Source organism: Stenotrophomonas sp. ZAC14D2_NAIMI4_7 (assembly GCF_003086675.1).
In the GTDB taxonomy this organism is placed as follows: Bacteria; Pseudomonadota; Gammaproteobacteria; order Xanthomonadales; family Xanthomonadaceae; genus Stenotrophomonas.
The window spans coordinates 85,708-104,375 of record NZ_CP025995.1; the positions used below are offsets into that span (position 1 = coordinate 85,708).

Sequence of the window (18,668 nt, forward strand, 5' to 3'; positions counted from 1 at the left end):
ATCGCCGGCGCCGGCCGGTGACGGGGCGTGGGTACGTGGTTCAGGACTCGACAACGGGGTTCCCCAACGTGTGAACGGTGCCACGGAATGACGGTGCCGATCACCGTCGCAGGGTGCAGTTTGCAACGCAAGCGTCCATCATGTCTGCCATCCCCGCGTCGATCTGGAGCGCCGCCATGCCCGATGCCCTGATCTCCCTGCTGGCCCACGGCCTGCTTGGCCCGACGTGGTGGGAGCTGTTGCTGGTGCTGCTGGTCTTCACCCAGCTGACCATCTTCTCGGTCACCCTGTACCTGCACCGCAGCCAGGCCCACCGCGGCGTGGATTTCCACCCGGCGCTGGCCCACCTGTTCCGTTTCTGGCTGTGGCTGACCACCTCCATGATCACCCGCGAATGGGTGGCCATCCACCGCAAGCACCACGCCAAGGTGGAAACCGAAGACGACCCGCACAGCCCGGTCACCCGTGGCATCGGCCAGGTGTTCTGGCACGGCGTCGAACTGTACCGGCAGGCCCGTGGCCAGCGCGCGGACATCGAACAGTACGGCCGTGGCACCCCCGACGACGCCATCGAACGCCACCTGTATACGCCGCGCGCCAACCTGGGCCCGGTGCTGCTGCTGGCCATCAACGCGGCCTTGTTCGGCCTGCCGGGCGTGGCGCTGTGGGCCATCCAGATGGCCTGGATTCCGTTCTGGGCCGCCGGCGTGGTCAACGGCCTGGGCCACTGGTGGGGCTACCGCAACTATGAATCGGCCGATACCTCCACCAACCTGACGCCGTGGGCGTTCTGGATCGGCGGTGAAGAACTGCACAACAACCACCATGCCTTCCCCAGCTCGGCGCGCTTTGCGATGCGGCGCTGGGAATTCGACATCGGCTGGAGCGCGATCCGCCTGCTGCAGGCGTTGCGCCTGGCCACGGTGCTGCGCGTGGCGCCGGCCATGGACGTGCGCCCGAACATTGCCGTACCCGATGCGGACACCCTGAAAGCGTTGCTGTCGCACCGTTTCCAGGCCATGACCGACTACCAGCGCAATGTCTTCGTGCCGGCACTGCGCGAGGAGGCCGCCCACGCCGGGGCCAAGCTGCGCCGTCTGCTGCCGCGACGGTTGCGCCGCGGTCTGGTGAATGACGGTCGCTGGTTGCACCCGGACAGCCGCGCGCAGTTGCGCGCCTGGGTGGCACAGCGTCCGCGCATCGGGGTGCTGGTCGAGTTCCGCGCGCGCCTGGCCACGCTGCTGGAAGCCCGCGGCCACGATGCGGCCGAGCGCCTGCGCCAGCTGCAGGCCTGGTGCCGCGAAGCTGAAGAGAGTGGCATTGCCACGCTGCAGGCCTATGCCGCGCGCCTGAAGGGCTACACCCTGGTGGGCGCATGAAGCGAATCGCAGGAGCGTTGTTGGCCGTGCTGGCGCCGCTGTGCGCGCAGGCCCAGGTGAGCGACACCGCCACCTACCTGCAGCGCATGGACAGCGATGGCGACGGCCGGGTGAGCGAAGCGGAGTACGTGCAATGGATGCTGTACGCCTTCGACCGCATGGACCGCAACGGCGATGGCGTGCTGACCGCCTACGAGCTGCCGGGCGGCAAGGGCCGGCCGATCACCCGCGAGCAGCAGCGGCAGACCCTCATCCAGCGCTTCCACAAACAGGATGCCAACCGCGATGGCTATCTGGACGCGCGTGAACTGTCCGCACCGCCGCGCTGATCGGCGATCATGACGGCCGCACCGCTGCACGGGAAAACCTCACCATGGATGAGCGCATCGACGATGAACTGATGCAGGAGTGGACGGCATTCTGTGCCGGACGCAGCGAGCAGGAGGACTGGTATTTCTCCGGCCTGCTGCAGGGCGTGACCGGGCCGGACACGCTGGCCGCGGTGTTCGCCACCTTCCCGCATGCCGATGAACTGCGTGCGCGTGCGCTGGACGTGCTCGGTGCAGGTCACTGGGGCGACCACCTGTACCTGCAGCCGGCCCACGTGGGCGATACGCAGGCGCTGGCGCGCGCCGCGCGCGCCTGGTTGGATGAGCTGGCCCGGGTGGCCGGTGTTGCCGGCGAGCCCGCGCTGCAGGCCACGCTGCGCGCTGTGCCGGTCGTCGAAGCCCCCGCCGAGCGTCTGCAGTCGGCCTTTAGCGGCTCGGGCCCAGCGGCCTACCTGCACGATGTCATCTGCGATGAAGTGCGGCGGGCGCGCACGCTCGACAGCCCGCAGATGAACGCACTGGACGAGGCGCTCTACCACCTTGCCTCAGATCTCTATCTGGGTTGGTATATCGCCCAGCCACTGGCCCCGGCCGCGGTCGACTTCGGGCCCTATCTGGCGTTCTGGCGGCTGGGTGGGCGGGGTGCATTGGTGGAAGGTGCCTTCCTGGTCGAAGCGCCCGCCGCGGACGCGTAGGGCGCCGCGCCCGGTAGCGCCGGACCCTGCCGGCGGCTTCGCATGGCCCGGCGTAGAATCAGCGCATGCCTGAACTGCCCGAAGTCGAAACCACCCGCCGTGGCTTGGCGCCGCATCTTGAAGGCCGCCGCGTGCACGGGGTGATCCTGCGCCGCGCCGACCTGCGCTGGCCCATCCCACCGGACGTGGCCGAGCAGTTGCCGGGGCAGCGCATCGACAGCGTGCGCCGCCGCGCCAAGTACCTGCTGCTGGATACCGCCGTGGGCAGCGCCGTACTGCACCTGGGCATGTCCGGCAGCCTGCGCGTGCTGCCCGGCGACACGCCGCTGCGCACGCACGACCACGTCGATATCAGCCTGGACAACGGCCGCCTGCTGCGCTTCAACGACCCGCGCCGCTTCGGCAGCCTGCTGTGGCAGCCGGCCGGTGAAGTGCATCCGCTGCTGCAGGGACTGGGCCCGGAGCCCCTGGACGAGATCTTCGACGGCGACTATCTGTTCGAGCGCAGCCGCGGCCGCAGCGCGCCGGTGAAGACCTTCCTGATGGACCAGGCCGTGGTGGTGGGGGTCGGCAACATCTACGCCGCCGAAAGCCTGTTCAAGGCCGGCATCAGCCCGTTGCGCGAGGCCGGCAAGGTCTCCCGCGCGCGCTACCAGCGGTTGGCGCGCGAAGTGAAGGACACGTTGGGCTATGCGATCACCCGCGGCGGCACCACCCTGCGCGATTTCATCAGCCCCGACGGCGCTCCGGGCTACTTCGAGCAGGAACTGCTGGTGTACGGCCGCGATGGCCTGCCGTGCCCACAATGCGGGCGGCCGTTGAAGCACGCCATGATCGGCCAGCGCGCCAGCGTCTGGTGCAGCCGCTGCCAGCGCTGAACGTCTTCATGCGCTGCACACCGGCAGCGTTATAGTCCAGCCAACATCCGGCGGGGGAACGTTGGCGATGGATGAGGGACCGGACATCACCGTATGGCTGGACGCTGCGCGCGGCGGTGATCGCACCGCGCTGGACCGCGTGCTGACCACGCTCTACCAGGAACTGCACACCATGGCCCGGCGCCAGCTGGCCGGCCAGCAGGGGCGCACTCTGGATGCCACGTCGCTGGTGCACGAGTCGTACCTGAAACTGCTGGGCAGCCGCGGCGCCGCCCGCTTCGAAGATCGCGCGCACTTCTTCGCCTACGCGGCATCAGCCATGCGCAGCGTGGTGGTGGATTACGCGCGCAACCGCCTGGCGCGCAAGCGCGGTGGTGACCTGAAACGGGTGGCCGAGATTCCCGAGAACAGCAGCAGTGGCGTGCGCCTGGACGAAGACCTGCTGGCCCTGGACGTGGCCCTGGAACGCCTGCAGGCGGTGGATGCACACCTGGGCCGGGTGGTGGAACTGCGTTACTTCGCCGGCCTGTCCGAACAGGAGATTGCCGAACTGAGCCAACGTTCCGAACGCAGCATCCGCCGCGACTGGCAGAAGGCACGCCTGTTCCTGCTGGCCGCCATGCGCGAAGACTGAGCACCGCGACCCGGCCCGGCCGATGGACAGCGCACGCTGGCAGGAACTTTCATCCTGGCTGGACCAGTTGCTGGAACTGGACCCGGAAGCGCGGCAGCGCCGCCTGCAACGCCTGACCGAGCATGACCCGGCGCTGGGCCATGAACTGCAGCGGCTGCTGCAACAGGAGCCGGACAGCCAGGATTTCATGGCCCAGCCGCTGTGGACGGCGCCGCCACCGGGCCGCGCCGGCAGTGAAGTGGGACCGTACCGGCTGCTGCGCCCGCTGGGCGAAGGCGGCATGGGCGAGGTGTGGCTGGCCGAGCGCTGCGATGGCCTGTACCAGCGCCAGGTGGCGCTGAAGCTGCTGCGCAGCGGCGTGGCCGATCCCGGCCTGCGCCAGCGCTTCGGCCGCGAGCGGCAGATCCTGGCCCGGTTGCAGCACCCGCACCTGGCGCAGCTGCTGGATGCCGGGGTGGATCTGCACGGGCAGCCCTACCTGGCGCTGGACTACGTGGAAGGTGAGCCGATCAGCGACTACTGCCGCAGGGTGCAGCCGCCGCTGGAAGCCCGGCTGCAGTTGATGCTGCAGGTCTGCGCGGTGGTCAGCCATGCCCACGCCAACCTGGTGGTGCACCGCGACCTGAAGCCGTCCAACATCCTGGTGCGCGACGATGGCACGGTGAAGCTGCTGGATTTCGGCATCGCCAAACTGCTGGACCACGACGACACCAGCAGCCCGCACCCGGCCACCGAGATCCGCGCGTTCACCCTGCACTACGCAGCCCCGGAGCAGGTGCGCGGCGAACTGGTCACCACGCTCACCGACGTCTATTCGCTGGGCGTGGTGCTGTTCGAAGTGGTGACCGGGCACAAGCCCTACCGGCTGCGCCGCCACAGTGATGCCGAATGGGAACGTTCGATCCTGGACGTGCAGGCACCACGCGCGTCGGTGCTGCTGCAGCGGCTGGCCGACCAGCCCGGCGCGCCGCGTCGCGCGCTGCAGCGGCAGGCCCGGCGCCTGCGCGGCGATCTGGATATCGTGCTGGAAAAAGCCCTGCAGAAAGACCCCGACCAACGCTATGCCTCGGCCGAAGCGATGGCCGGGGACCTGCGGCGCTTCCTGCAGGGGCAGCCGATCCAGGCCCGTCCGCCCGGCGTGGGCTACCGCGTGCGCAAGTATGTGGGCCGGCACCGGTGGGGCGTGGCGCTGGCGTCGGTGGCCGTGCTGGGCTTGCTGGGCACCACGTCCACGGCGTTGTGGCAGGCGCGGCAGGCGCGGCTGGAAATGGCCCGTGCGCAGGCCATGCAGGATTTCACCGTGGGCCTGTTCGACAAGGCGGCCAGCCAGCGCCACGGGCATTTCGACGTGCCGCAGCTGCTGGCTGCCGGGCAGCAGCGTGGCGAAGCCGAGTTGGCCGACCAGCCGCTGGCACTGGCCGAGCTGGAGGGCGTGATCGGGCGACTGCGGATCGGTCTGGGCGACTACCAGTTGGGGCTTCAGACACTGGACCGGCAGCGCCAGCTGCTGCAGCGGGTGGACGAGGTGCCGCCTGCGTTGCAGCTGGAGGCGGTGACCCAGCGCGGGCGCGCGCTGCGCATGCTGGGCCGCGACCGCGAATGCCTGGCCCATCTGCAGCCGCTGCAGTCCCTGGCGGCGACCCAGGCCAGCGCCCTGCCGGCGTCGGTGGCCGAATTCCACAGCCAGCTGGGCCGCTGCCAGGCCGAACTGGGCGATGCCGAGGCGGCACGGCGATCTTTCGCGCAGGCCCTGGCACTGCGCCACCAGGGCATTGGCGAGCGCTTCGGGCGTGCCGAATCGCTGGCCGACCTGGCCGGTCTGGACGCCGCGGCGGGGGACCTGCCGGCGGCGCTGGCCGGCTACCGGCAGGCGTTGGCGCTGCTGCAGCAGCCCAGCGATGCCAGCAGCCCGCAGGTGATCGCCCTGCACCGCCAGCTGGGCGATGTGCTGGCGCGGCAGGGGCAGGCGGCGGCCGCCGCCAGCGAACTTGAACTGGCCTGGACAGCCGCCCAGGAGGCCTGGGGCCCGCGCCACCCGGAGGCACTGGTAGTGCGACGGGCGCGCGCGCTGCTGGCGCTGCAGCGGGGCGAACTGGCGCTGGCCGGCGAGGAGCTGCGGACCGTGCAGGCGCAGCTGCTGACCGCGTTGGGGCCGAGCCATCGCGAGATCGGCCACGGTGAATTCGCCCTGGGCCAGTGGGCCAGCGCCAGTGGCGATGCGGCCGCTGCGGCGGGCCACTACGCGCGCGCGGCCACGCTGTGGCGGCAGCCCGACCACACCGCGTTGCTGCCACAGGCGCTGCTGGCGCAGGGGCAGGCGCTGCAGCAGGCCGGCCAGCCCGCGCAGGCGCGCGAGGTGCTGGCCGAAGCGCGGCAGCTGCTGCTGGCCCAGCGCGGCCCGCAGGCACCGGGCCTGCTTGGTCTGGAGGCCCGCATCGCCGCGCTGGCGCAGACTGAACCGCAGCCGGCCACCTCCGCTGCCCGTTAACGTTTGTCTGCCTATGATGGCCGACCTTTCCCTTGCTCCCGCGCCTGCATGCAACGTCGCGATTTCCTCCGCAATGCCTCCCTTGCCCTGGCTGCGTTCGGCCTGCCTGCCCTGCCTGCCTGTGCGGCCGGCAAGAGCGGCCAGCTTGGCCTGCGTCGCCTGGGCCAGCCGCAGCCGTTCGATTTCGCCACCCTCAAGGGCCAGGCCCGTGCCCTGGCCCAGGCCCCCTACAAGAGCCACAAGCGCGTGCTGCCAGGCCGGCTGGAAGGGCTGGATTGGGACCAGTACCAGTCGATCGGCTACCGCCAGGACCACGCGCTGTGGGCCGACCAGCCGGGCCGGTTCCAGGCCAAGTTCTTCCACCTGGGCCTGTACTTCCATTCGCCGGTGCGCATGTTCGACGTGGTCGATGGCAAGGCACAGGAACTGGCCTACGACGGCGCGGCGTTCAACTACGGCAAGAGCGGCATCAAGAACGGTGAACTGCCCGCCGACCTGGGCTTTGCCGGTTTCCGCCTGAACACCCGCACCGACACCGACCGTGATTTCGCCGCCTTCCTCGGCGCCAGCTATTTCCGCGCCGTCGGCAAGGAAGGCCAGTACGGCCAGTCCGCGCGTGGCCTGGCCATCGACACCGGCATGGGCAAGCCGGAAGAATTCCCCGATTTCATCGCCTACTACCTGGAACAGCCGGCGGCCGATTCCGACACCCTGGTGGTGTATGGCCTGCTGGATTCGCCCAGCGTGACCGGCGCCTACCGCTTTGCCATCACCAACGGCGACGTGCTGCTGATGGACATCGACAGCGCCCTCTACCCGCGCAAGGCAATCGAGCGGCTGGGCATCGCACCCTGCACCAGCATGTACCAGGTGGGCGAGAACGACCGCCGCATGGGCTGGGACTGGCGCCCGGAAATCCACGATACCGACGGCCTGTCACTGTGGACCGGGGCGGGCGAATGGATCTGGCGGCCGCTGCTGAACCCGCGCAACCTGCGCTTCAACATGTTCGTGGACCGCAATCCGCGCGGGTTCGGCCTGCTGCAGCGCGACCGCAACTTCGACCATTACCAGGACGACGGCGTGTTCTACGAGAAGCGCCCGTGCCTGTGGGTGGAACCGAAGGGCGAATGGGGCGAAGGCTCGGTGCAGCTGGTGGAAATTCCCACCGTGGATGAAACCTTCGACAACATCGTCGCGTTCTGGAACCCGAAGGAAAAGCCGCAGGCCGGGCAGGAACTGCTGATCGGCTACCGCCTATACTGGGGTGCCGAACCGCCGGCGCGCCCGCCGCTGGCGCACTGCGTGGCCAGCCGTACCGGCCTGGGCGGCATCATCGGCAAGAAGCGCGAGTACTTCAGCTGGCGCTTCGCGGTGGATTTCGAAGGCGGCGAGCTGGCCGGTCTGATCGACAAGGCCGACGTGGAAGCGGTGGTGGAAACCAGCCGTGGCCGAGTCGAGATTGTTTCGGCGCGCCCGCTGCGCGAGATCAAGGGGTACCGGGCGATGTTCGACCTGGTGCCACCGGAGGGCAGCAGCGAGCAGATCGACATCCGCCTGTACCTGCGCAGCGGCGGCAAGACCCTCACCGAGACCTGGCTGTACCAGTACACCCCGCCGCCGGCCGGCGCGCCCGAGCGCACGCTGTACTGAGTTGAGGTTGGTCTGCAGGGCTTGCAGCCCTACACCTGCTTCAATCAACGTCAACGGCAAACGCATGCATTCCGTGGGATGGCGGGGTGGGTCCGGTGCCGGGGGACGCCGTAAACCCGTCCATGGGGGCTTGGCCGCGGCATCCATGCCGCGGACACCCCCGCCACCGGACCCACCCCGCCTTCGACAGTTCTCCGCGATCTGTCGGAACGGCGTTCTGCTCTGGTAGGTGTCGACCAAGGTCGACACCTACCAACAGCCGCAGGAATCTGTCAGAGGCGGGGCGGTGTCGGAATGCGGGGTGTCAGCCGCATGGATGCGGCTGCCAAGCCTACACGGACGTACTTGCGGCGTCCCCGCACTCCGACACCGCCCCGCCAACCCACCGAATGCCGCTTTGGCTTTGGCCGTTGCTGTTGCTGTTGCTGTTGCTCCAAAAGCAGGTGCAGGGCTGCAAGCCCTGCAAAAGCCCCCCCCCCTTACAACGGCAGTGGGGCCTGCATCGGTTCGATCCGCCCTTCGCCACGGGTGATCTTCTTGAACTCGGCGCGGCTGACCGACACGTAGCGGTCGTTGCCGCCGATCTCCACCTGCGGGCCGTCCTGCACCGCATGGCCATGTTCGTCCACGCGCACGGTCATCGTGGCCTTCTTGCCGCTATGGCAGATCGTCTTGATCTCCTGCATCTCGTCGGCCCAGGCCAGCAGGTACTGGCTGCCCTCGAACAACTCGCCGCGGAAGTCGGTGCGCAGGCCGTAGCACAGCACCGGAATGCGCAGCTGGTCCACCACCTCGCTGAGCTGCCAGACCTGGGCGCGGCTGAGGAACTGCGCTTCATCCACCAGCACGCAACCCAAGGGTCCGTTGGCCGCCAGGTCCTGTTGCACCCACTGCTGCAGGTCGGTATCGCGTTCGAAGGCCATGCCGTCGGCACGCAGGCCGATGCGCGAGGCCACCACGCCGGCGCCGGCGCGGTCGTCCAGGCGCGGGGTCAGGATCGCCACCCGCATGCCGCGCTCACGGTAGTTGTGCGCGCTCTGCAGCAGGGTGGTGGTCTTGCCGGCGTTCATCGCCGAATAATAGAAATAGAGCTTGGCCATCGGCCTATTCTACGGCCACGTGCCCGGCCGCCGGGGCGGCCGGGAAAGACTCAGCGCGGCGCCGGCAGCGCCTGTTCGCGCCCGATGTCCACGCGCGGCGACAGACTGCGCTCCAGTTCAGCGTCCTGCGCCTGCCAGTAGTGGGTGGGCGACCAATGGGCCTGCGCGTAGTAGCGGCTGCCTTCGACGCTGGTGCTGCAGGTGTCATTGATGATCCGGGTCTGGTCCACGGCATGGTCGCCGCGCATGCACACGCCCATGGTGCCGACATAGCCGACATGGCTGCCGGTGACCTGTACACGGCTGGCGCGCATCTGCCGCTCCTGGCGCGGCTGGGCGACGGCGTCGGCATAGCGCGCATGCAGGGGGCGGCCGACCTGGCGGGCGCGTTCACGTTCTCCCGCGCTCAACTGCGACCAGTACAGCTCGCGCTTGGCCAAGGCACGCGGACCGCCGCGTTCAGCGGCCAGGTCCATCCAGGCATAGGCCCGCGGGCGATCCACGGCCACCCCGTGGCCGGACCAGTAGAGCTCGGCCAGCATCGCCTGGGAGGGCTTGTCGCCATACCAGGCGGCGCGCTGGAACCAGTGGGTGGCCTTGTCGGCCCGGTCCTGCTTCAACGCCTGCAATCCCTTCTGGCGCAGGCGCAGATCGGGATGGCCGTCCAGGAACGCCTGAGACTGGGTGACCTGGGCGTCCTGGCCAGGCGGCGGGGCTGCGGCGGCCATGGCCGGCAGCACCAGGGTGGCCAGCAGCGTGCACAGCAGACGTACGCGAACTACGTTCATGACATCATTCCTTCGATGGCTGTGCCCCAGCTATAGCACCCCGCAGGGCCCCGGGGCAAACTGCGGCTGGGCTGTGGCCGGCCCGGGCTGCCGGTACAATCTGCAACCCATGCACGGTCTCAATCCCCCCCAAGCCGCCGCCGTCCTGCACATCGAAGGCCCCCTGCTGGTGCTGGCCGGTGCGGGCAGTGGCAAGACGCGCGTGATCGTCGAAAAGATCGCCCACCTGATCGGCTGCGGGCGCTACCCCGCGCGCCGCATCGCGGCGATCACCTTCACCAACAAGTCGGCCAAGGAAATGCGCGAGCGCGTGGCCAAGCGCCTGCGCGAGCAGGATGCCGACGAGGTGACCATCTGCACCTTCCACGCCCTGGGCCTGAAGTTCCTGCAGATCGAGCACGCGGCGGTGGGATTGAAGCGTGGCTTCTCGATCTTCGATGCCGACGATGCCGCCGCGCAGATCAAGGACCTGATGTCCGGCGCCAAGCCCGATGACATCGAGGACATGAAGAACCTGGTGTCGCGCGCGAAGAACGCCGGTCTGTCGCCCGAACAGGCGATGGCCGCCGCGCGCAGCAACCGTGAAAAGGAAGCGGCCAGCGTCTACGAGCGCTACCAGCTGCGCCTGACCGCCTTCAACGCGGTGGACTTCGATGACCTGATCCGCCTGCCGGTGCAGGTGCTGGAAGAAAACCCGGATATCGCCGTGGCCTGGCGCGAGCGCATCGGCTACCTGCTGGTGGACGAATGCCAGGACACCAACGATGCGCAGTACCGGCTGCTGAAGCAGCTGGCAGGCGAGAAGGGCAACTTCACCTGCGTGGGTGACGATGACCAGTCGATCTACGCCTGGCGCGGCGCCAACCCGGAAAACCTGCAGCAGATGGGGCGCGACTACCCCGCGCTGGAAATCATCAAGCTGGAGCAGAACTACCGCTGCTCCAACCGCGTGCTGCGCGCGGCCAATGCGCTCATCGCCAACAACCCGCACGAACACCTCAAGAAGCTGTGGAGCGACCAGGCCGACGGCGAGCGCATCCGCGTGTGGGAATGCCGCAACAGCGAACACGAAGCAGAAAAGGTCGCCGCCGAAATCGCCTACGTGGCGCAGTCGCGCAAGGTGCCGTGGAGTGATTTCTGCATCCTGTTCCGCGGCAACTTCCAGTCGCGTCCGCTGGAAAAGGCGATGCAGCTGCTGCGCATTCCCTACCACCTGACCGGCGGCACCATGTTCCTGGAACGCCAGGAAGTGAAGGACACGCTGGCCTGGCTGCGGCTGCTGGTGAACCCGGACGACGATACCGCGTTCATGCGCGCGGTGCAGTCGCCCAAGCGCGATGTGGGTGCCGGCACACTGGCCAAGCTGGCCGAGCTGGCGCAGGAAAAAGACATGCCGATGGCGCAGGCGGCCGAGGCAATCGGCGCGCTGCAGCAGCTGCCGCCGCGTGCGGCCAACAGCCTGGCGCGCTTCACCGACATCCTGCGCGACCTGCGTGCGCAGACCCGCCAGGTCACCTCCGGCGACATGATCCGCAAGGTGGCCAAGGAATCGGGGTTGCTGAGCGAGCTGCGGCAGCAGGCCAAGGAAGAGGCCAGCTACCAGCGCCGTGCCAACAACATCGAGGAACTGGCGCAGTGGTTCGAGGGTGGCCCGCGTGGTGCTACCGCCGCCGACCTGGCCGGCCAGCTCGCCCTGCTGTCGCGCAGCGACAAGGACGAGGGCGGCAACCAGGTACGCATGATGACCATGCATGCGTCCAAGGGCCTGGAATTCCCCTATGTCTTCATCGTCGGCTGCGAGGACGGCGTGCTGCCGCACCAAGTCAGCCTGGACGAAGGCAACCTGCAGGAAGAGCGGCGCCTGCTGTACGTGGGCATCACCCGCGCCAAGATCCAGCTGTGGATGAGTTACAGCAAGCTGACGCGCAAGTTCGGCGAGCATGTGCGGTTGAAGCCGAGCCGGTTCTTCGAGGAAATTCCGGCCGAGGAAATCCAGCGCGATGGCGCGGACCCGGTGGCGGATGCGGCGCGGAAGAAGGAGCGCGCGACGGCGGGGTTGGCGGCGATCGAGGCGCTGTTCGATTGAGGATCGAAAAGCCACTAAAGTGGTATTCCAATCCGTCCGATTGACGCTTCTGGCCTTGAGCCTGCATCGGGTCAAGGCCTAGTGTGAGCGCACCCGAAGTGCGCGCCGTGTCCTTCATAGTGTCCAACGACATCCCTGCTGTTCTCACTCATACCTTTCTCGGGCTGGGCCTGGTCCTGCTTGTTTCAGCGCTTCTGGCCTACGTTGGTGCCAGGCGCTTCCTCGATGGGGCGGTTATTGCCGATGGCAGGATCACCCATGTGGGTGCCATCCGTGTTGATCGCGGTGGTTCGCGCACTTCAGTGGTGAAGTTCGTGTACTCGGTGGACTTCACTACCAGCAGCGGGCAAGTGATGCGGTTCATCGCAGGTCGTACCCGCCATCGTGCCTACATGACGGGCGATCATGTAGATGTGCTGTACCTGCCGGACCGCCCGGACAAGGCCCTGGTGCGTTCGCTCTCATCACCCTGGGGCCTGAGCGTCATACTGGGATTGAACGGCGGCCCATTCCTGCTGGCGGCGGGACTTCTGCGCCTGCCGCAGGCGGCGAGGGCATGGCGGCGCAGGCAGCTCCTTCGCCACGGGACACGGGTGCCAGCCAAGGTCCGGGCGATCAAGCGCGATCGCGGAGTATTTTCGGGGGGAAGGCATCCGTTCGTCATCGTCTGCGCCTGGCGCGATCCTGAAACCACTCGATGGCATGTCTTCCACAGTGCGTATCTCTGGGCCGATCCCCGTGCACAGGTGAGTGGGCGTGAACTGGATGTCCATGTCATGCCGGGCAATCCGCGCTACTACCATGTCGATACCTCCTTCATTCGATCAGCGCCGGCACCTGCACGCTGATCGATCAACCCGGCCAGCACCATGCCCACCCTCCTCAGATGTTTTTTGCTGTTCTTCTTGCCGTGGGCCTGCTGATCCTTCTGGCCGCCGCCTGGCTGTTCGTGGACGTCCAGCGTTTCGCGCGCAAGGCCGTTTCCGTAACCGGAACGGTGGTGGCCGTCCAGGCAGAGGATGCCCGCACGTGACATCACCCTGCATCGCCCGGTGGTGAGGTTCCAGACCGCACAGGGGCAGATGATTCAGTTCACCGCGTCCTTTGCTACCGGGGCACCACTGTACGTGGTCGGCGAACAGGTACAGGTACTATATCCCGGCGGCATGCCTTTCAAGGCTCGTATCCAGCACCCGAGATTGCGCTGGGGCGCACCGCTGCTGTTGGCGCTGATGGGCATGGGGTTCTGCCTTATCGCCGCATGCGTCCATCGCCTGTGCGTGCGCTACTGGCCGATCCTGTTCGGCCCGCGTGACAGGGCATGTGGCTAGGCTGAGCATCGTAGTGGCCCACTTGGCCTGAGCGTGCTGCACGGCGGACGCTGGCGTTGCAGAATCGAGGTATTCCTTCCGGAGCCCACCCATGCACCCCATCGAAAGCGAACGCCTGCGCCTGCGCGCCCTCGAGCCGGATCGCGATGCGGCGCCGATGCTGGCGCTGCTCAATGATCCCGGCTTCCTGCGCTTCATCGGTGACCGCAACGTGCGCAGTGAGGAACAGGCGCGCGAGTACATCGCGTTGCGGGTGCTGCACAGCTATGCGTTGAACGGGTTCGGCATGTACGCCATCGAGCGGCTGTCCGATGGCGCCTGGCTGGGCAATGCCGGTCTGGTGCGGCGCGATGGCTTGCCGGGGCCGGATATCGGCTATGCGGTGCTGGCGGCGTTCGGCGGCCAGGGCTATGCCAGCGAAGCGGCGCGTGCGGTGTTCGCACATGCGCGTGCGGAGCTGGGCATCGAGGATCTGTACGGCATCACCGACCTGGACAACGTGGCCTCCGGGCGCATCCTGCTGGGCCTGGGCATGCAGGAACGGGGGGTGATCCAGCTGCCGGGCGTGGACGCGGCCAGCCGCTTGTATGCCACACCAGGCGCTGCGGCGGTTCAACAGCCAGCATGAGCCAGTGGAGTAAGGTGCAGGTCTGTTTTCCTGCACGGATGCTCCGATGCTGATCAATGCGTATTCCACCCTCGGCCACGTACTGGCACCGCCACCACAGACCAACGCTGCCAACGTCCGTGGTCTTGATGACCCCGCACTGGCCCCGCACCTGGGCGGCTTCGTCAACTACGTGCTGGGCCATGGCGACGGACAGATGACCGCCGCGCGCTATCACCTGATGCGGCACGTGCAGCGCGTGCGCCAGCACTATCTGTTCGAGCTGGCCGACGCCGATCTTGAGGCGCTGCAGCCTTGGCTGCTGCAGGCCAACGCGGTGTGTTTCCTGGAAGATGGCAGCGTCCGCGATCCGGCCGGCAAGGTGCTGTTGGGTGACACGCTCGATCCGCAGGCGCAGGTGCCCTATCCCGTCGACGCCGAGCAGCGCCGGGCGCGCAGCCAACAGCAGCTGCAGGCCCACGCGGTGCATGCCCCGCCGTCATTGCCACCCGTGGTGGGCGCGGCCGAGGCACAGCTGCGCGCGCCTGCCCAGGTCTGGGCCAGAGCGCAGGCGCTGCTGGCATGTGCGCTGCGCGCCGAGGCGCTGCAGGCCGGTGACCCACCGTTGAGCCTGGCCGAGTTGGCCGAGCGTCTGCCGGCCCTGCCCGAGGCCCTGAGCCCGGCCGAGGCCGCCTTCATCGAGCACGGCGACGCCGAGGCGGCTCTGCCGTTCGGCTGGCGCTACGAGAGCCTGGCCGTGCTGTTGTGGGCGCTGGGCCTGGCCGAGGTGCTGCCGTGGCCGCAGGCGACCTGTGCCGTACCGGATGTGGTTGACGCCTTGCTGCAGGAGGCTGACCGTGGCAGCGCCCCTGCGACCCTGCGCGATACCGCCGAGCTGCTGGATGCGCTGGATCTGCATTACCGCCTGCACTGGGCTGCGCGTGAGGCCCAGCGCCAGGGTGCACCGATGCCGGGTGCGCTGGTAGGCGGTGTGATCTACGAGCGCCACTACGCACTGAACTGGTTGTTCTGCTTTGAACAGGCCGACTGGGACGACGTCGATACGCCGACCTGAGTCTGCAGGGCGAGGGCGGTCAGGCCGCCCGCGCCGGTACCCGCTCAGCCGCGCAGTGCAGCCAGCTGGGCCTGCAGTTCTGCCACGGTGGCTTCCAACTGCTCCACCCGGGCCAGCAGGTCCGGGTCGGTGCTGGCGGGACTGCTGCCACCGCCGCTGCCGGCGTACTTCGCCGCCAGTGCCGCACCATCCACTTCACCGCACAACAGGTGCATATAGCGGTCTTCGCGCTGGCCGCTGGCGCGCGGCAGCACCAGCAGCAGGCCACGCTGCTGCAGGCGTTCGATGGCGTGGCGGGCCTCGTCGGTGTCGGCGAAACGGTGCAGGCGCTCGCTGCGCGTCACCAGTTCGCCCAGGGTCTGCGGCCCGCGCAACAGCAGCATCGCCAGCAGCACGGTCTGCTGCCGGGTCAGGTCCAGCGCGGCCTGCAGGCGGTGCTCGTAGCGGTCGGCGCGCGAAGAGAAGTGCTGGCGCGCCAGGCCCAGCGTCTCCAGCTGGCGCAGGGCGTGCTGCACGCTGCCGGCATCGACGTTCATCACCGGCTCGCGGGCAGTCTTCTGGTTGGCCGCCGACTGCGCAGCGTTCACCGTCAGCGGATAGGTGTCCGGCGTGGTCGCCTCCTTCTCCACCAGGCAGCCCAGCAGGCGGGCCTGGATGGCGTCGAGCAGGGGAACGTCGGGGGTCGGGGCGGAATCGGTCATGGCAGCCTGCAGCACGCAACGGGTGAACCGGGAAGCATAGCGGCCCCGGTGGCGTCTTTGCCGGTAAAATGGGCCGGTATATCTGAATGCCGGTGAATCCTGATGCGTCGTCCCGTTGCCCTGTCCCTGAGCCTGCTCGCCACTGCGGCGCTCGGCCTGTCCGCCTGCAAGCGCGTGGATGCGCCTGCCGCTGAAGCCGCCGCCCCGGAGGCTGCGGCCGCCGCTGCCAAGGCCGGAGGCGCGCCCGATGCCACCGCCAATGACAACCTCAATGCGGTGCTGTGGATGCAGCGTGCGCAGGAATACAAGGCGATCACCGAGCAGACCTACCGCGCCGCCGCCGACCACCTGGACGTGGCGCTGAAGGAAGCCCATTGGGACGCCCTGGTGCCGGAAGAGCGCGGCAACGATGCCAAAGGCCTGAAGCCGGCGGTGGTGCTCGACCTGGATGAGACCGTGCTGGACAACTCGCCCTACCAGGCGCGCCTGGTGCGCGATGGCAAGGAATACGACGAGCTGAGCTGGGACCAGTGGGTGGCCGAAAAGAAGGCCAAGGCCATTCCCGGCGTGGTCGATTTCGCCAAGGCCGCCAACGCCAAGGGCGTGACCCTGCTGTACATTTCCAACCGCGCCGTGCACCTGAAGGACGCGACCCTGGCCAACCTGCGCGAGCAGGGCCTGCCGGTGGCCGATGACAGCGTGTTCCTGGGCCTGGGCACCGTGGTGGAAGGCTGCGAGCAGGCCGGCAGCGAGAAGAACTGCCGCCGCCACCTGGCCGGGCAGAAGTACCGCGTGCTGATGCAGTTCGGCGACCAGCTGGGCGATTTCGTCGAAGTGACCGCCAACACCAACGAAGGCCGTGACGCGCTGCTGCAGCAGTACCACGACTGGTTCGGCGAGCGCTGGTGGATGCTGCCGAACCCGACCTACGGCGGTTTCGAGCCGGCCCAGTTCAACAACGATTACAGCCAGTCGCGCCAGGCCCGCCATGACGCCAAGCGCGCCGCGCTGGACTACGCACCGTGAGCCGCGCGCCCCTGCCGCTGCGCGCTGACGAGCGCCTGATCTTCGCCCTGGACGTGCCCGACCGCGTGCAGGCGCTGGAGTGGGTGGACCGCCTGGGCGACAGCGTGGCGTTCTACAAGATCGGCATGGAACTGCTGGCCTCCGGCGAGTACTTCCAGGTGCTCGACGAACTGGCCCGTCGCGACAAGCGCGTGTTCGTCGACCTGAAGTTCTTCGATATTCCGGCCACCGCTGCGGCGGTCATCAAGCGTCTGTCGCAGTGGCCGGTCAGCTACGCCACCATCCACGGCTGGCACCCGGCCATGATGGAAGCCTGCGCGGCCGCCAACAGCAGCGACATGCGCCTGCTGGCGGTGACCGTGCTGACCTCGATGGGCCGTGCGGACCTGGCGCAGATGGGCATCGACCGCGAACCGGTCGACGTGGTGGTCGAGCGCGCGCTGGCCGCCCAGGCAGCCGGCATCGACGGGGTGATCGCCTCGGGCCAGGAAGCTGGCCCGATCCGCGCCGCCACCGGTGCCGGGTTCTCGATCGTCTGCCCGGGCATCCGTCCGGGTGGCCCGGTCGGGGATGACCAGAAGCGCACGGTGGACGTAGCCCAGGCCTTCGCCGACGGTGCCGACGCCATCGTGGTCGGCCGCCCGATCCGGCTGGCGGCCGATCCGCAGGCCGCCGCACGTGCCATCCAGCAGGAAATCGTGGCGGCTCTGGCGGCCCGCTGAGCCTGCCAGCGACGTCCCGCACGGCCGCACCCCGAACGCCATCCCACCTGCCGTGGGATGGCGTTCGCAGTTGTGCGGATGATCCTGTCGCAACCATCCCCAGCGGCGAAAACTGTGCGCGGGTCGGCGCAACGACGCGCCGCTGTGCTTCCCAATCGGTGAACCGGCACGGCCTCTGGCTGCCGGCCCACTCACGATGAAGGGAGTACATTCATATGGATCGCAACACCCTGTTCCTGCTGGCCGGCCTGCTCGCCGCGTCCAGCCCCACTCTTGCCACAGCGGCGCCAGCACCACGTGAAGCGCCGCGCATCATTGGTGGCGAGTCCGCTCAGGCGGGCGAGTATCCCTTCATGGTCAGCATCCAGCGCCTGTCGCTGGGCGACAGCGACCATGGCCGCCACTGGTGTGGTGCAACGCTGATTTCCCCGTCCTGGGTACTGACCGCGTCCCACTGCGTGGAGGGCGATCGACCTGGCGATCTGGCCGTGCTGGGCGGTGCAGGCACACTCTCCAGCGAGCCTTCGTTGCGGGCCTCCAACATCAAGGCCATCCACATGCATCCGGCTTTCAACAGCGGCAACTCGCTGGAGCACGATGTGGCCCTGATCCAACTCAACGCACCGCTGGCTGACGCACAGCCGGTCAGCCTGCGGCTTCGTCCCGATGCCAGCTACCTCAAGCCCGGCCGCGATTTCACCGTGATCGGCTGGGGCACCACCGAAAGCGGCGCCGACGCCTTCCCGACCCATCTGCAGACCGTGCAGGTGCCATTCGTGCCCTTCGCCGAATGCCAGCAGGCCTACGCAGGCGAACTTTCGCGCGGCAAGGTCATCTGTGCCGGTCGCGAAGGCATGGACAGCTGCCAGGGCGATTCCGGCGGGCCGCTGCTGCTGCGCCTGCGCGAAGGCTGGACCCAGTTCGGCATCGTCAGCTGGGGCGAGGGCTGCGCGCTGGCTGGCTATCCCGGCGTTTATGCCCGAATCGCCGAAAAACATGCCGTGGATTTCATTGAAGCGGTGTGGCAGAAGGATTGAGTCAATAAAATCAATTATTTAACTTGTGTTACATGAAGTATTGCCTGAACTTGCAGGTCGGCGTAGCATCGCCGCCATCCGGCTTCGTGCCGGAACCGTGCGACACCTTGTCCTCCGGCCCCGTGCCGGTTTGAAGAGC

At 68.1% G+C, this 18,668-nt stretch carries 19 protein-coding genes; 16 read left to right on the forward strand and 3 right to left on the reverse strand.

Features of this window, described 5'->3' with window-relative positions; all coding sequences use genetic code 11:
* The first annotated feature begins 176 nt into the window (after positions 1–176).
* The 7 genes from C1922_RS00340 (at position 177) to C1922_RS00370 (ending at position 8,056) form a co-directional block, all read left to right on the forward strand.
* The gene (locus tag C1922_RS00340) at positions 177–1,379 is read left to right on the forward strand and encodes a fatty acid desaturase (RefSeq protein WP_108747962.1); all 1,203 of its coding nucleotides are present in this window, start codon (positions 177–179) and stop codon (positions 1,377–1,379) included.
* The gene (locus C1922_RS00345; protein ID WP_108747963.1) at positions 1,376–1,708 is read left to right on the forward strand and encodes an EF-hand domain-containing protein; all 333 of its coding nucleotides are present in this window, start codon (positions 1,376–1,378) and stop codon (positions 1,706–1,708) included. The genes C1922_RS00340 and C1922_RS00345 overlap by 4 nt, the downstream gene beginning before the upstream one ends.
* Before the next feature lie 44 nt (positions 1,709–1,752).
* Complete coding sequence (locus C1922_RS00350) at positions 1,753–2,403, forward strand: hypothetical protein (RefSeq protein WP_234413409.1); 651 nt, start codon at positions 1,753–1,755, stop codon at positions 2,401–2,403.
* 65 nt (positions 2,404–2,468) lie between these two features.
* Positions 2,469–3,281 (forward strand): bifunctional DNA-formamidopyrimidine glycosylase/DNA-(apurinic or apyrimidinic site) lyase, encoded by an 813-nt coding sequence (gene mutM / locus C1922_RS00355; protein ID WP_108747964.1) that lies wholly within the window; start codon positions 2,469–2,471, stop codon positions 3,279–3,281.
* Between the two features lie 67 nt (positions 3,282–3,348).
* The gene (locus C1922_RS00360) at positions 3,349–3,915 is read left to right on the forward strand and encodes an ECF-type sigma factor (RefSeq protein WP_108747965.1); all 567 of its coding nucleotides are present in this window, start codon (positions 3,349–3,351) and stop codon (positions 3,913–3,915) included.
* Between the two features lie 22 nt (positions 3,916–3,937).
* Positions 3,938–6,403: a serine/threonine-protein kinase gene (locus C1922_RS00365; protein ID WP_108747966.1), complete on the forward strand. Its 2,466-nt coding sequence runs from the start codon at positions 3,938–3,940 to the stop codon at positions 6,401–6,403.
* Between the two features lie 48 nt (positions 6,404–6,451).
* A complete protein-coding gene (locus tag C1922_RS00370) occupies positions 6,452–8,056 on the forward strand; it encodes a glucan biosynthesis protein D (RefSeq protein ID WP_108747967.1) in 1,605 nt (534 codons plus the stop codon).
* Between the two features lie 479 nt (positions 8,057–8,535).
* Here the strand turns inward: C1922_RS00370 and C1922_RS00375 are convergent, their stop codons facing one another.
* Complete coding sequence (locus C1922_RS00375) at positions 8,536–9,156, reverse strand: thymidine kinase (RefSeq protein ID WP_108747968.1); 621 nt, start codon at positions 9,154–9,156, stop codon at positions 8,536–8,538.
* A gap of 50 nt (positions 9,157–9,206) precedes the next feature.
* Complete coding sequence (locus tag C1922_RS00380; protein WP_108747969.1) at positions 9,207–9,944, reverse strand: sel1 repeat family protein; 738 nt, start codon at positions 9,942–9,944, stop codon at positions 9,207–9,209.
* A 109-nt stretch (positions 9,945–10,053) separates the two neighbouring features.
* On the opposite strand from C1922_RS00380, the gene C1922_RS00385 reads away from it, so the two are divergent.
* From C1922_RS00385 to C1922_RS00405, 6 genes are all read left to right on the forward strand, one after another.
* The gene (locus C1922_RS00385; RefSeq protein WP_108747970.1) at positions 10,054–12,030 is read left to right on the forward strand and encodes a UvrD-helicase domain-containing protein; all 1,977 of its coding nucleotides are present in this window, start codon (positions 10,054–10,056) and stop codon (positions 12,028–12,030) included.
* Between the two features lie 83 nt (positions 12,031–12,113).
* Positions 12,114–12,878 (forward strand): DUF3592 domain-containing protein, encoded by a 765-nt coding sequence (locus C1922_RS00390; protein ID WP_159091807.1) that lies wholly within the window; start codon positions 12,114–12,116, stop codon positions 12,876–12,878.
* 38 nt (positions 12,879–12,916) lie between these two features.
* The gene (locus C1922_RS20580; protein ID WP_234413411.1) at positions 12,917–13,063 is read left to right on the forward strand and encodes a hypothetical protein; all 147 of its coding nucleotides are present in this window, start codon (positions 12,917–12,919) and stop codon (positions 13,061–13,063) included.
* Positions 13,050–13,361, forward strand: coding sequence for a DUF3592 domain-containing protein (locus C1922_RS00395; RefSeq protein WP_108747972.1), 312 nt, complete (start codon positions 13,050–13,052; stop codon positions 13,359–13,361). Before C1922_RS20580 ends, C1922_RS00395 begins: the two co-directional genes overlap by 14 nt.
* A 91-nt stretch (positions 13,362–13,452) precedes the next feature.
* The gene (locus C1922_RS00400; RefSeq protein WP_108747973.1) at positions 13,453–13,989 is read left to right on the forward strand and encodes a GNAT family N-acetyltransferase; all 537 of its coding nucleotides are present in this window, start codon (positions 13,453–13,455) and stop codon (positions 13,987–13,989) included.
* A 46-nt stretch (positions 13,990–14,035) separates the two neighbouring features.
* Positions 14,036–15,043 (forward strand): DUF4272 domain-containing protein, encoded by a 1,008-nt coding sequence (locus C1922_RS00405; protein WP_108747974.1) that lies wholly within the window; start codon positions 14,036–14,038, stop codon positions 15,041–15,043.
* Positions 15,044–15,087: 44 nt separating this feature from the next.
* On the opposite strand, the gene C1922_RS00410 is transcribed toward C1922_RS00405, so the two are convergent.
* On the reverse strand, positions 15,088–15,744 hold the full coding sequence (locus C1922_RS00410) for a DUF480 domain-containing protein (protein WP_108747975.1): 657 nt from the start codon (positions 15,742–15,744) through the stop codon (positions 15,088–15,090).
* Positions 15,745–15,846: 102 nt separating this feature from the next.
* Between C1922_RS00410 and C1922_RS00415 the strand changes: the two genes are divergently transcribed.
* The 3 genes from C1922_RS00415 (at position 15,847) to C1922_RS00425 (ending at position 18,529) form a co-directional block, all read left to right on the forward strand.
* Positions 15,847–16,770, forward strand: a complete 924-nt coding sequence (locus C1922_RS00415; protein ID WP_108747976.1) for a 5'-nucleotidase, lipoprotein e(P4) family — start codon at positions 15,847–15,849, stop codon at positions 16,768–16,770.
* Complete coding sequence (gene pyrF, locus C1922_RS00420) at positions 16,767–17,492, forward strand: orotidine-5'-phosphate decarboxylase (protein WP_108747977.1); 726 nt, start codon at positions 16,767–16,769, stop codon at positions 17,490–17,492. Before C1922_RS00415 ends, pyrF begins: the two co-directional genes overlap by 4 nt.
* Before the next feature lie 215 nt (positions 17,493–17,707).
* Positions 17,708–18,529 (forward strand): serine protease, encoded by an 822-nt coding sequence (locus C1922_RS00425; RefSeq protein WP_108747978.1) that lies wholly within the window; start codon positions 17,708–17,710, stop codon positions 18,527–18,529.
* Positions 18,530–18,668: the final 139 nt, after the last annotated feature.

Bases quoted from the DNA above. Each gene is read 5' to 3' on its own strand.
- C1922_RS00340 (WP_108747962.1), top strand. From the start codon at position 177: ATGCCCGATGCCCTGATCTCCCTGCTGGCCCACGGCCTGCTTGGCCCG.
- C1922_RS00345 (WP_108747963.1), top strand. From the start codon at position 1,376: ATGAAGCGAATCGCAGGAGCGTTGTTGGCCGTGCTGGCGCCGCTGTGC.
- C1922_RS00350 (WP_234413409.1), top strand. From the start codon at position 1,753: ATGGATGAGCGCATCGACGATGAACTGATGCAGGAGTGGACGGCATTC.
- mutM (WP_108747964.1), top strand. From the start codon at position 2,469: ATGCCTGAACTGCCCGAAGTCGAAACCACCCGCCGTGGCTTGGCGCCG.
- C1922_RS00360 (WP_108747965.1), top strand. From the start codon at position 3,349: ATGGATGAGGGACCGGACATCACCGTATGGCTGGACGCTGCGCGCGGC.
- C1922_RS00365 (WP_108747966.1), top strand. From the start codon at position 3,938: ATGGACAGCGCACGCTGGCAGGAACTTTCATCCTGGCTGGACCAGTTG.
- C1922_RS00370 (WP_108747967.1), top strand. From the start codon at position 6,452: ATGCAACGTCGCGATTTCCTCCGCAATGCCTCCCTTGCCCTGGCTGCG.
- C1922_RS00375 (WP_108747968.1), bottom strand. From the start codon at position 9,156: ATGGCCAAGCTCTATTTCTATTATTCGGCGATGAACGCCGGCAAGACC.
- C1922_RS00380 (WP_108747969.1), bottom strand. From the start codon at position 9,944: ATGAACGTAGTTCGCGTACGTCTGCTGTGCACGCTGCTGGCCACCCTG.
- C1922_RS00385 (WP_108747970.1), top strand. From the start codon at position 10,054: ATGCACGGTCTCAATCCCCCCCAAGCCGCCGCCGTCCTGCACATCGAA.
- C1922_RS20580 (WP_234413411.1), top strand. From the start codon at position 12,917: ATGTTTTTTGCTGTTCTTCTTGCCGTGGGCCTGCTGATCCTTCTGGCC.
- C1922_RS00395 (WP_108747972.1), top strand. From the start codon at position 13,050: ATGCCCGCACGTGACATCACCCTGCATCGCCCGGTGGTGAGGTTCCAG.
- C1922_RS00400 (WP_108747973.1), top strand. From the start codon at position 13,453: ATGCACCCCATCGAAAGCGAACGCCTGCGCCTGCGCGCCCTCGAGCCG.
- C1922_RS00405 (WP_108747974.1), top strand. From the start codon at position 14,036: ATGCTGATCAATGCGTATTCCACCCTCGGCCACGTACTGGCACCGCCA.
- C1922_RS00410 (WP_108747975.1), bottom strand. From the start codon at position 15,744: ATGACCGATTCCGCCCCGACCCCCGACGTTCCCCTGCTCGACGCCATC.
- C1922_RS00415 (WP_108747976.1), top strand. From the start codon at position 15,847: ATGCGTCGTCCCGTTGCCCTGTCCCTGAGCCTGCTCGCCACTGCGGCG.
- C1922_RS00425 (WP_108747978.1), top strand. From the start codon at position 17,708: ATGGATCGCAACACCCTGTTCCTGCTGGCCGGCCTGCTCGCCGCGTCC.